12 protein-coding genes are annotated in these 14,911 nt (G+C 62.1%); 9 read left to right on the top strand and 3 right to left on the bottom strand.

Annotated elements, in window-relative coordinates; genetic code table 11:
* Positions 1-242 precede the first annotated feature (242 nt).
* From AC0L3H_RS08735 to AC0L3H_RS08725, 3 genes are all read left to right on the top strand, one after another.
* Positions 243-638 carry a VOC family protein gene (locus tag AC0L3H_RS08735; protein ID WP_473585181.1) on the top strand — a complete coding sequence of 132 codons (396 nt, stop codon included), beginning with the start codon at positions 243-245 and terminating at the stop codon, positions 636-638.
* A 79-nt stretch (positions 639-717) separates the two neighbouring features.
* Complete coding sequence (locus AC0L3H_RS08730) at positions 718-1,266, top strand: Twin-arginine translocation pathway signal (protein WP_091593680.1); 549 nt, start codon at positions 718-720, stop codon at positions 1,264-1,266.
* 44 nt (positions 1,267-1,310) lie between these two features.
* Positions 1,311-2,882 carry a GMC family oxidoreductase gene (locus AC0L3H_RS08725; protein WP_473585180.1) on the top strand — a complete coding sequence of 524 codons (1,572 nt, stop codon included), beginning with the start codon at positions 1,311-1,313 and terminating at the stop codon, positions 2,880-2,882.
* Between the two features lie 66 nt (positions 2,883-2,948).
* Here AC0L3H_RS08725 and AC0L3H_RS08720 read toward each other — a convergent pair whose 3' ends face one another.
* Complete coding sequence (locus tag AC0L3H_RS08720; RefSeq protein WP_473585263.1) at positions 2,949-3,344, bottom strand: hypothetical protein; 396 nt, start codon at positions 3,342-3,344, stop codon at positions 2,949-2,951.
* Between the two features lie 292 nt (positions 3,345-3,636).
* Here AC0L3H_RS08720 and urtA point away from each other — a divergent pair, with 292 nt between their 5' ends.
* The 6 genes from urtA (at position 3,637) to AC0L3H_RS08690 (ending at position 10,065) form a co-directional block, all read left to right on the top strand.
* Positions 3,637-4,947, top strand: coding sequence for an urea ABC transporter substrate-binding protein (gene urtA, locus AC0L3H_RS08715; protein ID WP_128244855.1), 1,311 nt, complete (start codon positions 3,637-3,639; stop codon positions 4,945-4,947).
* Between the two features lie 124 nt (positions 4,948-5,071).
* Positions 5,072-6,688 (top strand): urea ABC transporter permease subunit UrtB, encoded by a 1,617-nt coding sequence (gene urtB / locus AC0L3H_RS08710; protein WP_473585179.1) that lies wholly within the window; start codon positions 5,072-5,074, stop codon positions 6,686-6,688.
* Positions 6,685-7,917: an urea ABC transporter permease subunit UrtC gene (urtC, locus tag AC0L3H_RS08705; protein ID WP_473585178.1), complete on the top strand. Its 1,233-nt coding sequence runs from the start codon at positions 6,685-6,687 to the stop codon at positions 7,915-7,917. Before urtB ends, urtC begins: the two co-directional genes overlap by 4 nt.
* A 3-nt stretch (positions 7,918-7,920) precedes the next feature.
* Entirely contained in the window at positions 7,921-8,667 is a 747-nt protein-coding gene (gene urtD / locus AC0L3H_RS08700) for an urea ABC transporter ATP-binding protein UrtD (protein ID WP_473585177.1), read from the top strand.
* 70 nt (positions 8,668-8,737) lie between these two features.
* Positions 8,738-9,433 carry an urea ABC transporter ATP-binding subunit UrtE gene (gene urtE / locus AC0L3H_RS08695; RefSeq protein WP_091593695.1) on the top strand — a complete coding sequence of 232 codons (696 nt, stop codon included), beginning with the start codon at positions 8,738-8,740 and terminating at the stop codon, positions 9,431-9,433.
* 455 nt (positions 9,434-9,888) lie between these two features.
* On the top strand, positions 9,889-10,065 hold the full coding sequence (locus AC0L3H_RS08690) for a hypothetical protein (RefSeq protein WP_473585176.1): 177 nt from the start codon (positions 9,889-9,891) through the stop codon (positions 10,063-10,065).
* Between the two features lie 31 nt (positions 10,066-10,096).
* On the opposite strand, the gene AC0L3H_RS08685 is transcribed toward AC0L3H_RS08690, so the two are convergent.
* Together AC0L3H_RS08685 and uvrA are read right to left on the bottom strand one after the other, a co-directional pair.
* Positions 10,097-10,903, bottom strand: coding sequence for a DUF72 domain-containing protein (locus tag AC0L3H_RS08685; RefSeq protein ID WP_473585175.1), 807 nt, complete (start codon positions 10,901-10,903; stop codon positions 10,097-10,099).
* 165 nt (positions 10,904-11,068) lie between these two features.
* Positions 11,069-13,990: an excinuclease ABC subunit UvrA gene (uvrA, locus tag AC0L3H_RS08680; RefSeq protein ID WP_128183068.1), complete on the bottom strand. Its 2,922-nt coding sequence runs from the start codon at positions 13,988-13,990 to the stop codon at positions 11,069-11,071.
* Between the last annotated feature and the right edge of the window lie 921 nt (positions 13,991-14,911).

Genomic DNA, 14,911 nt, shown 5'->3' with positions numbered 1-14,911 from the left:
TTATTGATCTGGCCGTTTTTATTGATTTTGGGCGCAATCAGCAGTGATTCGCGCCTTTGGCAGTGCCTTGTCGTGGCCAATTATCTTCAGCTGGAAAGCGGAAAACAGCAATCGGACTTTCGTCCTTAGGCGGTTTTCCCCGTCATTAGATTAGCGCGTGGTAATCGGCTGCCACCACGTTTGCCGCAACCCGCGCATAATCACGCCGACGCGCACATCGCGCTTACCGCACGGAGTGTCATTTGGCGAAGGCGATCCACACCATGATCCGGGTTCTCGACGAGGCCCGGTCCGTCGACTTCTACCGGAAAGCGTTTGGACTGGACGTCGCCGAACGGCTCGATTTCGAAACCTTTACGCTCGTCTATCTGAGCAATGCCGAGGCGGAGCTCGAGGTCGAGCTCACCGTCAACAAGGCCCGCCAGGAGCCTTATGCGCTCGGCGACGGCTACGGCCATCTCGCGGTTTCGGTCGCCGATCTGGACAGCGAGCATGACCGGCTCGGCGCGCTTGGCCTGATCCCGAAGAAGATCGTCGAGTTCAACCGCGACGGAGCGCTGCTCGCACGCTTCTTCTTCATCGAGGATCCCGATGGCTACAAGATCGAGGTTCTGCAGCGTCAGGGCCGGTTCAAATAGGAGATACGACGGCCGCGCCGGCCAGCGCGGCGCCAGCCAGGGCACCTTCGGGTGCAGACAGCAAGCAAGGGAGGAACAATTGGTCACAATTTATGAGAGCAAGCCGGTCCATGAAACGAAGCCAGTTCTATCGCGCCGCGAGCTACTGAAGCGCGGCGGTGTCGGCGCGCTGCTGGTCATTTCAGGCAGTGCCGTCATCAGCCCGGAACATGCCTGGGGTCTCGAAACATCCGCGCTCAAGCCCGAAACCATGGCGACCCTGATCCAGATGGCGCGCGACATCTACCCGCACGACCAAGTGCCTGACAAATATTACGCAATCGCCGTCAAGGCGCACGATGAGCAGGCCGGCAAGGACCCTGCCCACAAGGACCTTATCGAAAAGGGCATCGCCGATCTCGACCTGAAATCGGGCAAGGACGGCTACACCGGTCTCGGCTGGGAGGAGCAGCGCGTTGCGGTGCTCAGGGATATCGAGGACACGCCGTTCTTCCAGGCCGTCCGCGGCGGGCTTGTCGTCGGCCTCTACAACCAGAAGGAGGTCTGGCCGATCTTTGGCTACGAGGGCGAGTCCTACTCCAAGGGCGGCTACATGGCGCGCGGGTTCGATGACATCGAGTGGCTCTGAGCCCCATCGTCGCAACCGCACACAGACATCAATGGGAGGAAACCTTGGCAGCACCATTTGATCTCAACAACGACGGCGTGGTCGTCATCATCGGCTCGGGCGCCGGCGGCGGCACGCTCGGCAATGAACTTGCGCAGAAGGGCGTCGATGTCGTCATGCTGGAGGCGGGCGCCCGTCACGAATACGAGGATTTCATCAATGACGAGTGGGATTCATTCGCCCAACTCGCCTGGACGGACAAGCGCACGACCTCGGGCGACTGGCGGGTGGCGAAGGATTTCCCCAACCTGCCGGCATGGATCGTCAAGGCGGTCGGCGGCTCGACCACGCACTGGGCAGGCGCCTCGCTGCGCTTTCAGGAGCACGAATTCAAAACGCTTTCGACCTACGGAAAACTGGAAGGCGCGAACCTGCTCGACTGGCCGATCACGCTTGGCGAGCTCGAGCCCTACTACGCAAAGGCCGAAGACAAGCTAGGCGTGACGCTCACCAGCAACATCCCGGGCCTTCCCGGCAACAACAACTTCAAGGTGATGAAGGCCGGCGCCGACAAGCTCGGCTACAAGGAGTGCCACACCGGCCGGATGGCAATCAATTCCGAGCCGCGCGACGACCGCAATGCCTGCCAGCAGACCGGCTTCTGCTTCCAGGGCTGCAAATGGGGCGCCAAATGGTCGACGCTCTACAGCGAAATTCCCAAGGGCGAGGCGACCGGGCATCTCGAGGTCAGGCCGAATGCCATGGCCATCAAGATCAACCACGATGCGTCGGGCAAGGTAACCGGGGTCGTCTATACCGACAAGGACGGCAGACTGAGGGAACAGAAGGCCCGCATCGTCGCGGTCGCCGGAAATTCGATCGAGAGCCCGCGGCTGCTGCTCAATTCGGCATCGAGCCAGTTTCCCGACGGCCTTGCCAATTCGTCGGGGCAGGTCGGCAAGAACTACATGCGCCACACCACCGGCTCGGTCTACGGCATCTTCGACAAGCCGGTGCATATGTATCGCGGCACCACCATGGCCGGTATCATCCGCGATGAGGCCCGCAATGATCCCTCGCGCGGCTTCGTCGGCGGCTATGAGCTCGAGACGCTGTCGCTCGGCCTGCCGTTCATGGCCGCCTTCCTCAATCCCGGCGGCTGGGGGCGTTCCTTCACCACCGCGCTCGACCACTACGACCACATGGCCGGCATGTGGATCGTCGGCGAGGACATGCCGCGCGAGGAAAACCGCATCACGCTGCATGCCGATATCAAGGACGCGCACGGCATGCCGGTGGCGGACGTCCATTTCGACGACCATGCCAACGACACGGCGATGCGCAACCACGCCTACAAACAGGGCTCGGCGCTCTACGAGGCGGTCGGGGCGACGCGGACCTTCCCGACGCCACCCTATCCGTCGACCCACAATCTCGGCACCAATCGGATGAGCGAGAAGGCGGCCGACGGCGTCGTCAACAAGCATGGCCAGGCGCACGACATCAAGAACCTGTTCGTGTCGGATGGCAGCCAGTTCACCACGGGCGGGGCTGAAAATCCGACATTGACGATCGTGTCGCTGGCGATCCGTCAGGCCGAGTACATTGCCGTACAAATGTCGGCTAAAAGCATTTAGCCATAGCCTCCCGACTGCTGCTGGCGCGGAACCTCACAAGGTTTCGCGCCTCTTCTTGCCGGCTGTTCACCGCTTCGTGCAGGTCGAGGCGGTGAAGGCGCCGTCAGGCTGCTTCATGATGATGTCGAAGGACGGGCTGGTTTGACCGTCCAGGGTGGCTTGCGTGAGCGAGATCGAGTTGCCGCCGGTCGTGTAGCCGCCCAACGGGCCCAACCAGGTGATCTCGCCATTTACATTCATCTGATAGTTGTAGCCCTGCCGGGCGGTTCCGAAGCTCACCGGGCCGCTATAGACATTGCCCTTGACGGTGATGTCGCCAAGGCTGAGGAACATGCCAAGCAGATAGACTTCGCAGTGATAGGTGCCGTCCGGCAATTTGCCATCGGTGAAGTCGGCGCGGGCGCTGCCGGTTGCCGCAACCAGAAGCATGGTGCTGAAAATGCGAGAAATCCTGGAGGTCATGCGGTCGCTCTCTTGAAGATCGATCCTGCCCCATTTTCCTGCAGCGCCGCAACGGTTCGCCGTCTTTTGCTCAAAATTCATGCATTAATTCGCGAGTGATCAAAAATTGGGCGATAGCGGGGGACTTTTTCTCAAGCAGAGCACCGGCAGCGGCGCTTATCTTTGGCGGCTAACATATTAAACGGCTGATAGGGTTAGGAAATCCAGACCCGCTTGATTTTGCTCCTGCGGTTGGCACAGCCGTTGCATGGTCTGTTCGCGATGCGATCAACCAGTCAGGGAGTTTTGAAATATGCGGGGCAGTTTCTCGACAATAACAAAAATGTTTTCGGCAGGCGCGGTCACGGCCGGCCTGCTGATGAGCGTCCCGGCCAGGGCGGCTGACGACACGATTAAGGTGGGTATCCTCCACTCGCTGTCGGGGACCATGGCGATTTCGGAGACGACGCTGAAGGACGCCATGCTGATGCTCATCGAAGAGCAGAATGCAAAGGGCGGCCTGCTCGGCAAGAAACTCGAAGCGGTCGTCGTCGATCCGGCTTCGAACTGGCCGCTGTTCGCCGAAAAGGCGCGCGAGCTGATCTCCAAAGACAAGGTCGCGGCGGTGTTCGGTTGCTGGACCTCGGTGTCGCGCAAGTCGGTGCTGCCGGTGTTCAGCGAACTCGACAACATCCTGTTCTACCCCGTCCAGTATGAGGGCGAGGAGAGCGAGCGCAACGTGTTCTACACCGGCGCAGCGCCGAACCAGCAGGCTATTCCGGCTGTCGACTATCTAATGAGCGAGGACGGCGGTTCGGTGAAGCGCTGGGTGCTTGAAGGCACCGACTACGTCTATCCGCGCACCACCAACAAGATCCTCGAAGCCTATCTGAAAGCCAAGGGCGTCGCTGCCGAAGACATCATGGTCAACTACACGCCGTTCGGCTTCTCCGATTGGCAGACCGAGGTCGCGGCGATCAAGAAGTTCGGCTCCGCCGGCAAGAAGACCGCCGTCGTCTCGACGGTCAATGGCGACGCCAACGTGCCGTTCTACAAGGAGCTTGGCAACCAGGGCGTCAAGGCCGAGGACATCCCGGTCATGGCCTTCTCGGTCGGCGAGGAAGAGCTTGCCGGTCTCGATACCGCGCCGCTCGTCGGTCATCTCGCCGCCTGGAACTATTTTCAGAGCATCGATACGCCCGAGAACGCCAAGTTCATCGCCGACTGGCACAAGTTCATCAAGAGCGACAAGCGCACCACCAACGACCCGATGGAAGCCCATTATGTCGGCTTCAACATGTGGGTGAAGGCGGTCGAGAAGGCCGGCACCACCGATCCTGACAAGGTCATCGACGCCGTGATCGGCGTCTCGGTGCCGAACCTGACCGGTGGCTATTCGACCATGATGCCGAACCATCACATCACCAAGCCGGTGCTGATCGGCGAAATCCAGGCCGATGGCCAGTTCGAGACCGTGTCGCAGACGTCTGGCCTGGTGATGGGCGACGAGTGGTCCGACTATCTGGCCGATTCGAAGGACCTGATCTCCGATTGGCGCGCGCCTCTGTCCTGCGGCAACTTCAATGTCGCCACCGGCAAATGCGGCGGCAAGGGAACCAACTGATCCTCCCGGGTCTGACGGTCGTGGATTTCTCCACGACCTGGACCGCGACGCGTCCGGGCGAACTCGTCCTCTCCTCCAGTTCGCCCGGACGCGAAGTTTCAACCCTCAAGAATCGCAGAAATCGATGATCCTCACCCGCGCGATCGGCCTGACGCTGCTGCTCCTCCTGGGGATGCTGTCGCCGTCGAACGCTGCCGAAGCGGATCTGCGCGCCATCATCGCCAAATTTGCCACTGCCTCGAATTTCTCGGCCACCGAAGCTGTCGTGCGCGAGCTGGCGGCCACCGGTGATACTGCCGTCGAACGTCCGCTTGGCGCGCTTGCCGAGGGCGATCTTTACGTCCGCAAGGCCGATTCGCTGGTTTTCATCGGCAAGGCAGCTGGCGTCAGCGTTGAGCTGCTCGACCCGCTGAGCGGTGAAAAATCCGGTGACGCGGCCAAAAGCGAGATCACCAAGATCAAGGTCAACAACACGCTGCGCCGCGCCATCCGCGATGCGCTGGGCACGCTGACGCTCGGCGCAAAAGATCCGGCCGCGCGCATTGCCGCTGCCGACACCATGTTCAGGACGCCCGACGCGACAAACATCGAGCCGCTCGATGCCGCAATCGCCGGCGAGAGCGTGGCAAGCGTCAAGGCGCTGCTCGAACAGGCCCGCGCCGCATCGGTTCTGGTGTCCGACAGGCCGGAGACCGACAAACTGGCGGCGGTCGCCCTGATTGGCGGGCGCGGCGATCGCAACGCGCTGTCCCTGCTCACCGCCGTCGAGGCCAATTCCGAAGGCGCGGTCAAGGACGCGGCGACGGCGGCGATCGCCAACATCAATTCGACGCTGGCGCTGTGGGATGCGGGCCAGAACATCTGGTACGGCATTTCGCTCGGATCGGTGCTGCTGCTGGCGGCGATCGGCCTCGCCATCACCTTTGGCGTCATGGGCGTCATCAACATGGCGCATGGCGAAATGGTGATGCTCGGCGCCTACACGACCTTTGTCGTGCAGGAGGTGATCCGAACCTCCTTTCCCGGCCTGTTCGACTGGTCGCTGGTTATCGCGCTGCCGCTCGCCTTCTCGGTCGCGGCGTTCGTCGGCCTCGTCATCGAGCGGGGCGTGATCCGTTTTCTCTACGGCCGGCCGCTGGAGACGCTGCTGGCGACATGGGGCGTCTCGCTGATCCTCCAGCAGGCCGTGCGCACCATCTTCGGGCCGACCAACCAGGAGGTCGGCAATCCGTCGTGGATGTCGGGTTCGTTCTATATCGGCCAGCTTGCGGTGACCTGGAACCGGCTCTGGATACTGGTATTCGCGCTCGGCGTGTTCGCGGTGCTGCTTTATGTGATGAAGCGCACCCCCTGGGGCCTGCAGATGCGCGCCGTCACCGCCAATCGCCGCATGGCCGCTTCGATGGGCATCAGGACACCGTGGGTCGACGCGCTGACCTTTGCCCTGGGATCCGGCATTGCCGGCATCGCCGGTGTCGCGCTCAGCCAGATCGACAATGTCTCGCCCAATCTCGGCCGCGGCTACATCATCGACAGCTTCATGGTCGTCGTCTTCGGCGGTGTCGGCAATCTCTGGGGCACGCTGGTCGGCGCCTTCTCGCTCGGCATCGTCAACAAGTTCCTCGAACCCTATGCCGGCGCGGTCCTCGGCAAGATCGTCGTGCTGGTCCTCATCATCCTGTTCATCCAGAAACGCCCGCGCGGCCTGTTCGCGCTGAAGGGGAGGTCGGTGGAAGCATGATCACCGGACGCTTCTTCGCCGCCGGCGCCGACCGCCGCATCGCCATCACGATCTTCATCCTTCTTGCGGTCGCCATCATCGTGCCGCTGCTCAATCTTGCGGTCTCGCCGACGAGTGCGTTCTATGTGCCGTCCTATGTCGTCGCGCTCACCGGCAAGTATCTCTGCTACGCGCTGCTCGCCCTGGCGCTCGATCTCGTCTGGGGCTATTGTGGCATCCTTTCGCTCGGCCACGGCGCCTTCTTCGCGCTCGGCGGCTATGCGATGGGCATGTATCTGATGCGCCAGATCGGCTCGCGCGGCGTCTACGGCAATCCGCTGCTGCCGGACTTCATGGTATTCCTGAATTATGGGGAATTGCCGTGGTTCTGGTACGGTTTCGACCAATTCTGGTTTGCCGCGATCATGGTTCTTGCAGTGCCTGGCCTGCTCGCCTTCGTCTTCGGCTGGTTCGCTTTCCGCAGCCGCGTCACCGGCGTCTATCTGTCGATCATCACCCAGGCGATGACCTATGCGCTGCTGCTTGCGTTTTTCCGCAACGACATGGGTTTCGGCGGCAACAACGGCCTGACCGATTTCAAGGATATTCTCGGCTACAACGTGCAGGCCGATGCCACACGCTCGGCATTGTTCGCGGCCAGCGCCATCACCCTGGCGCTCGCCGTCTTCGTCACCTGGGCGATCGTCGGTTCCAAATACGGCAAGCTGCTGATGGCGGTGCGCGACGCCGAGAGCCGCACGCGCTTTCTCGGCTGGCGGGCGGAAAACGTCAAACTGTTCGCCTTCACCGTGTCGGCTGTCATGGCCGGCATTGCCGGGGCGCTCTACGTGCCGCAGGTCGGCATCATCAATCCGGGCGAGTTCGAGCCGTCCAATTCGATCGAGGTCGTGGTATGGGCGGCCGTCGGCGGGCGCGGCACCATCGTCGGGCCGATCATCGGCGCGCTCGTGGTCAATGCCGGCAAATCCTGGTTCACCGGCGTGCTGCCGGCGTTCTGGCTGTTTGCGTTGGGCGGACTGTTTGTCGCCGTCACGCTGTTCCTGCCAAAGGGCATTGTCGGCATGTGGGATTCTTGGCGCGGCAATGCCAGGGCGCTGCGCGCAGCCTCGATCGCCGAGGAGGCCGGCACCGATCCTGCCGTCCCGCCACCGCCGAAGATTGTTCGCTCGGCTGCGAGGACGCCGGGCGACTGGTCCGCATCCGGCCCCGAACCTCAGCCGGCGGAGTGAGCGATGCCGAAGAGCAACACCATCCTCTATCTCGACGGCGTCTCGGTTTCCTTCGACGGCTTTCGCGCCATCAACAATTTGTCGCTGGTGCTCGACAAGGGCGAGATGCGGGCGATCATCGGTCCCAACGGCGCCGGCAAGACCACGATGATGGACATCGTCACCGGCAAGACGCGCCCCGACTCGGGCGAGGTTTACTTCGACGGGCAGGTCGACCTGACGAAACATGACGAGGCCGAGATCGCCATGATGGGCGTCGGCAGGAAATTCCAGAAGCCGACGGTGTTCGAAAGCCACACGATCGAGGACAACCTGATGCTGGCGCTGAAGGGCCCACGCTCGATCTTCCCGGCACTGTTCCATCGCCGATCGGCGGCGGAGGCGCGGCGGATCGACGACATCCTCGGCATCATCCGGCTCGGTGACAAGCGCCACGAGCTTGCCGCCAATCTCAGCCACGGCCAGAAGCAATGGCTCGAGATCGGCATGCTTTTGGCGCAGGATCCGAAGCTGCTTTTGGTCGACGAACCGGTCGCCGGCATGACCGACGCCGAAACCGAGGAGACCGCGCGGCTGCTCAGGGATATTGCCCGCGACCATTCGGTCATCGTCGTCGAGCACGACATGCATTTCGTGCGCGAGCTCGGCGTCAAGGTCACCTGCCTGCACGAAGGCTCGGTGCTGTCCGAAGGCTCGCTCGATTTCGTTTCGGCCGACGAGCGTGTCGTCGAAGTCTATCTGGGGAGATGACCATGGTCTGGCGCGTTCCGTTCCATCATTTCGATCTTTCGTTCTTCAGGCGCTGGAGAAGGCGCTGACCATGCTCGAAGTCTCCAACGCTACGCTGCACTACGGCGCCGCCCAGGCGCTGCGTGGCGTCTCGCTGAAGGCCGGCGCCGGCAAGATCACCTGCGTGCTCGGCCGCAACGGCGTCGGCAAAACCAGTTTGATGAGATCGATCGTCGGCCACCACCGGCTGACGAGCGGAAGCGTTGCCTTCGAGGGGAAGGCGCTCGACCGGAGCGCGGCATATGATCGCGCCCGGTCGGGCATCGCATTCGTGCCGCAGGGCAGGGAGATCTTCCCGCTGCTCACCGTGCGGGAAAACCTCGAATCGGGCTTTGCGCCATTGAAACGCGCCGACCGCAACATTCCCGGCCACGTCTTCGAATTGTTCCCGGTGCTGAAGCAGATGCTCGGCCGCAGGGGCGGCGACCTTTCCGGTGGCCAGCAGCAGCAGCTTGCCATTGGCAGGGCACTGGTGATGCGGCCGAAACTGCTGGTGCTCGACGAGCCGACCGAGGGCATCCAGCCGTCGATCATCAAGGATATCGGCCGCGCCATCCGCTATCTGCGCGACCAGGCCGATATCGCCGTGCTGCTGGTCGAACAGTATCTCGATTTCTGCCGGGAACTGGCCGACGAAGTCAACATCATGGACCGCGGCCTGATCGTCCACACCGGCCCGGCCGAGGATCTCGACCGGGCGGATGTGAGGAAGTTTCTTACGGTGTAGGGTTCATCCCGTCGTCATCCTGGGGCGAAGCAAGGAGCAAAGCGACGCGGCGCAGACCCCAGGATCCATGCCGTGCAGTCAGCCAAAGAGTGCAGCGGTCAAGAACAGAAGCCGTTTTCCAGCGTACAGTATCCTGGATTCTGTACCGTGGCGACGCTCTGAAGTTACGGCATGGATCCTTGGGTCTTCGCGCCGCTTGGCGTCGCTGCGCCCAAGGATGACGAAGTCGCGAATGCCCGCCCAGTCTATCCTGAAGGCCTTTGTTCCTGAACGCCTCTGGCGCGGTGAAGATTGCATGCTAGGCTTTACTTGGCCTTGTTGAGTCGGCCGCTTTCCGTATCAGTCACGTCGACAGATCAGGCGCAGGCTCAGCCGGCACGTTCCGTGCAAGCAGCCTCCTCCTGCGATCTGATCGTTGTTCAAACGCATTTGGGGCACTTGGGCCAGGGCAGCCGATGGAACGTTACGTCGAGGACCACCAGAAACGACGGCTTACCGAGCACGTCGACATCATGACCGCCATCGATATTCTGAAATGGCAAGGATACGACCACGACGAACTGATCGCGGAGCTCACCAAGGTGTTCTTCGTCGATCTCGATGCCTACAACGAAGTCGTGGTTGCGGCATGACCGAAGGGGTGGACGCGATGTGCCGCCAACGTCAGCCTGTGACGCGCTTCATCAGCGCCATGGCGCCGAACGGCGCGCGGGCCTTGCCTTCGGTGATGAAGTAGACGAACACATCACGCGGTTTGACCGGCGCTTCGGTTGAGGGATCGGCACGCGGCAGGTCGGCCGGCGCCTTGCCCTGCGCCCAGGTCTTTGCCCGCGCCGCCCATTCGTCGAGCACCTTTGGCGTGTAGCAGTCGGGATTGTCGTCGCTGCCGGTCTGCAGCCGGACATAAATGAAATCGCCGGTGACGTCGGCGATCGCTGGATATTTGGCGTGGTCGGCGTAGACGATCGCCACCTTGTATTGGCCCGCCAGGGCAGCGAATTCCGGCACGACGAAACTGTCGTTGCGCACCTCGACCGCATGGCGCAGCGCAACGCCGTCCTGCTTCTCAGGCAACAGCTTGAGGAAAGCCTCGAAATCGTCCGGGTCGAATTTTTTGGTTGGCGCGAACTGCCACAGGATCGGCCCGAGCTTGTCGCCGAGCGCGGCGACGCCCGATCCCAGGAAACGCGTCATCGACTCGCCGGCTTCACCGAGCACGCGGCGGTTGGTGACGAAACGGTTGCCCTTCAGCGAATAGACAAAACCGTCCGGCGCTTCGTTTGCCCATTTGACGAAGGTCGGCTCCTTGAAGCTCGAATAGTAGGTCCCGTTGACCTCGATGCTTGGCACCTGCCGGGTAGCATAGTGCAGTTGCTTCGCCTTGGACAACTTGTCCGGGTAGAAAGACTTGTCCCAGGGCTCGAAGGTCCAGCCGCCCATGCCGGCGCGGATTTTTCCAGATTGAGTCATGGTCGTCCTCCCGAGTTGAAATGGATCAGACCGTAGCGAGCCGGTGCGGATTGGGCGTAGGGCGCAAAGACGGCTTGCGTTAGCTGGACGACAGCATCAGGATCACCGGCAAGCGCTCTTCTGATCTTCATTTGAAGGTTCTTCCAAACGCCAGCCAGTCTTCACTCACTCCGCCGCTTCGCGCTTGCCTCCGGGGCGCCGCTCCAAAAGTTCCCTGAGGAACTGGCCGGTGTAGCTGCGTTTTTCGCGGACGATATCCTCCGGCGTGCCTGAGGCCACCAACTCGCCGCCGCCGTCGCCGCCTTCGGGGCCGAGGTCGAGCACCCAGTCGGCAGTCTTGATAACTTCGAGATTGTGCTCGATGACAACCACCGTGTTGCCCTGGTCGACCAGTTCGTGCAGCACTTCCAAGAGCTTGGCGACGTCGTGGAAATGCAGGCCGGTGGTCGGCTCGTCGAGGATGTAGAGCGTCTTGCCGGTCGCCTTGCGCGACAGTTCCTTGGCCAGCTTGATGCGCTGCGCCTCGCCGCCCGACAACGTCGTCGCCTGCTGGCCGACATGGATGTAGCCGAGGCCGACCTGCTTCAGCGTCTCCAGCTTGTCGCGCACGCCGGGCACCGCGGCGAAGAAATCGACGCCTTCCTCGACTGTCATGTCGAGCACGTCGGCAATCGACTTGCCCTTGAACAGGACGTCGAGCGTCTCTCTGTTGTAGCGCTTGCCGTGACATACGTCGCAGGTGACATAGACGTCGGGCAAAAAGTGCATCTCGATCTTGATGACGCCGTCGCCCTGGCAGGCCTCGCAGCGGCCGCCCTTGACGTTGAACGAGAAGCGACCTGGCTGATAGCCGCGCGCTTTGGACTCCGGCAGGCCGGCGAACCAGTCGCGGATCGGCGTGAAGGCGCCGGTATAGGTGGCGGGATTGGAGCGCGGCGTCCGTCCGATCGGCGATTGGTCGATATCGATGACCTTGTCGAGGAACTCGAGGCCCTCGATGCGGTCGTGTTCGGCCGGGTGCTCGCGCGAACCCATGATGCGGCGCGACGCCGCCTTGAACAAGGTCTCGATCAGGAAGGTCGACTTGCCGCCGCCGGAGACGCCGGTGACGGCGGTGAAGGTGCCGAGCGGGATTTCGGCGGTAACATTCTTCAGATTGTTGCCGCGCGCACCGACGATCTTCAGGCGCCGGTTCTTCTTGGCCTCGCGCCGCACCGCCGGCGTCGCCACTTCGAGCTCGCCGGACAGATATTTGCCGGTGATCGAGGCAGGGCTGGCCATGATCTGCTGCGGCGTTCCCTGCGCGATGATGTGGCCGCCGTGGATGCCGGCGGCCGGGCCGATATCGACGACATAATCGGCATGCAGGATGGCGTCCTCGTCATGCTCGACGACGATCACCGTGTTGCCGATGTCGCGCAAATGCTTCAGCGTGTCGAGCAGGCGCGCATTGTCGCGCTGGTGCAGGCCGATCGACGGCTCGTCCAGCACATAGAGCACGCCGGTGAGGCCGGACCCGATCTGCGAGGCCAGCCGTATGCGCTGGCTCTCGCCGCCCGACAGCGTGCCGGAATTGCGCGACAGCGTCAGGTAGTCGAGCCCGACATCGTTGAGGAAGCGCAGCCGCTCGCGGATTTCCTTGAGCACGCGCACCGCGATCTCGTTCTGCTTGTCGCTGAGTGCGGCGGGCAGCTCGGTGAACCATTGGTCGGCCTTGCGGATCGACAGTTCGGTGACCTCGCCGATATGCTTGCCGGCAATCTTCACCGCAAGCGCTTCCGGCTTCAGCCGGTAGCCGCGGCAGGCCGGGCAAGGCGTGGCCGACATGAAGCGCTCGATCTCCTCGCGCATCCAGGCGGATTCGGTTTCCTTCCAGCGCCGCTCGAGATTGGGGATCACGCCTTCGAAGGTCTTTGTCGTCTGGTAGGAGCGCAGGCCGTCATCATACTGGAAAGTGACCTCGCGCTCGCCGGTGCCGTGCAGGATGGCTTGCTTTGCCTCTCCGGTCAGGTCGCGGAACTTGTCGCCGAGCTTGAAGCCATAAGCCTTGCCCAGCGCCTCGAGCGTCTGCACGTAATAGGGCGAGGTCGATTTCGCCCATGGGCTGACGGCGCCGGCGCGCAGCGACAGATTGTCGTCGGGCACGATCAGGCTGGCGTCGATGGCACGCTGGCTCCCGAGGCCGTCGCAGGTCGGGCAGGCGCCGAACGGGTTGTTGAAGGAGAACAGCCGCGGCTCGATCTCGGGAATGGTGAAGCCGGACACCGGGCAGGCGAATTTTTCGGAGAACAGGATGCGCTCATGCGTCTCGTTCTTCGACTTGTTGACCGAATCCTCGCCGGTCTGGCTGGCGTCGAGCGGCCGGTCGGCGAATTCGGCCACCGCCAGCCCGTCGGCGAGCTTCAGCGCGGTCTCGATGGAATCGGCAAGCCGCGTCGCCAGATCGCCGCGCACGACGATGCGGTCGACGACGACGTCGAGGTCATGCTTGTACTTCTTGTCCAGCGCCGGCACGTCGGCGATCTCGTAAAAGACACCGTCGACCTTGACGCGCTGAAAACCCTTTTTCTGCAGCTCCAGCAGTTCCTTGCGGTATTCGCCTTTGCGGCCTCGCACCATCGGCGCCAGGATGAACAGACGCGTGCCTTCCTCGACCGCCAGCACGCGGTCGACCATCTGCGAAACCGTCTGGCTCTCGATCGGCAGGCCGGTGGCCGGCGAATAGGGGATGCCGACACGCGCGAACAGCAGCCGCATGTAGTCGTAGATCTCGGTGACGGTGCCGACCGTCGAGCGCGGGTTCTTCGACGTGGTCTTCTGCTCGATGGAGATGGCCGGCGACAAGCCGTCGATCTGGTCGACGTCAGGCTTTTGCATCATTTCGAGGAACTGCCGCGCATAGGCCGAAAGGCTCTCGACGTAGCGGCGCTGGCCCTCGGCATAGATGGTGTCGAAGGCAAGCGACGACTTGCCGGACCCCGACAGGCCGGTCATGACGATCAGGCTGTCACGCGGCAGGTCGAGATCGACATTCTTCAGATTGTGTTCGCGCGCCCCGCGAATGGAAAGATATTTATGGTCGGCCATCGCCGGTCGCCGCCTCAGATCTGGAATCTCGTGGGATGGCGGGTTGTCCCGGCCATCTCCCATGTAGGTAATTTCGCTCACCATTTCGAGAGAACTCTCGACCAAAGCCTTTAACCGTCTTTCGCGCGGGCGAGCAAGCGGAAAGAACAAAGGCCGAACACGCTCCTGACAAATGCGTCCATGTATCCACAGCCAACGTCGCGCTGCTCAAAACGGATGCAAATTTTGGATTCGCCACACAAGCGATCACGTTTTTGGTAAATCGGCTATCCAGCTGTTGACGTCTCAGCCTTAGGGAGTCAGACTCCAGACGTCACCGAAGCCGACTATCTTTCGATGGCCTCGCCGCCCTAAGGCGGCCTGCATGACTTGCAGGCTTTTGCGATATGTGCTTCGGACGATACCAGTCGCAATGGACAGAAGAGGAGAGCAGAGGAATGACTCCACCGGACAGTCCCTTGAGGCTCCACGTGTCACTGGAGCCGCGGCAGGCATAAGTGCTAGGGTCAGGCGTTTGCGCCGCCCGACAAACCGTGACCTGCCGATCCCATGAAAATCAGAGACTACTAGTCGGATCGTCGGCTGAACGCCGCGAAGCATCCGAGATCAAAGAGCCGGCAGTTCGCTCTCGGCCATTGGATTTCAGATCCAAGAAAGCCCCGACCGTTTGCGGAAGCAGCGGCGGGGCTATTCGTTTCAATGGCGCAAGCGCAGCACGAATGCCTGGCACTCCTGACATTGTGGCAGCGCCGATGGACGTGTCCTATCGCCGATGGACGTGTCCTATCGCCGGGGGCTTTGATTGCGCCGGCACCGACATCGAAAATTATGCTGCCGGAAATCCTGACGTCGGACCGGCACGGCGGAACCCATCGATTGCTGACATTCCTTGACAAAACGGATTGATGGATATAGAACGAA

This window comes from Mesorhizobium sp. WSM4816 (assembly GCF_055811535.1).
Note: the sequence above shows the minus strand (reverse complement) of the source record. Positions and strands in the feature narration are given on the sequence as shown.

Excerpts from the sequence above, each read along its gene's own strand:
- AC0L3H_RS08690 (WP_473585176.1), top strand. The coding sequence starts at position 9,889 with ATGGAACGTTACGTCGAGGACCACCAGAAACGACGGCTTACCGAGCAC.
- uvrA (WP_128183068.1), bottom strand. The coding sequence starts at position 13,990 with ATGGCCGACCATAAATATCTTTCCATTCGCGGGGCGCGCGAACACAAT.
- urtA (WP_128244855.1), top strand. The coding sequence starts at position 3,637 with ATGCGGGGCAGTTTCTCGACAATAACAAAAATGTTTTCGGCAGGCGCG.
- AC0L3H_RS08685 (WP_473585175.1), bottom strand. The coding sequence starts at position 10,903 with ATGACTCAATCTGGAAAAATCCGCGCCGGCATGGGCGGCTGGACCTTC.
- urtE (WP_091593695.1), top strand. The coding sequence starts at position 8,738 with ATGCTCGAAGTCTCCAACGCTACGCTGCACTACGGCGCCGCCCAGGCG.
- urtC (WP_473585178.1), top strand. The coding sequence starts at position 6,685 with ATGATCACCGGACGCTTCTTCGCCGCCGGCGCCGACCGCCGCATCGCC.
- urtD (WP_473585177.1), top strand. The coding sequence starts at position 7,921 with ATGCCGAAGAGCAACACCATCCTCTATCTCGACGGCGTCTCGGTTTCC.
- urtB (WP_473585179.1), top strand. The coding sequence starts at position 5,072 with ATGATCCTCACCCGCGCGATCGGCCTGACGCTGCTGCTCCTCCTGGGG.
- AC0L3H_RS08720 (WP_473585263.1), bottom strand. The coding sequence starts at position 3,344 with ATGACCTCCAGGATTTCTCGCATTTTCAGCACCATGCTTCTGGTTGCG.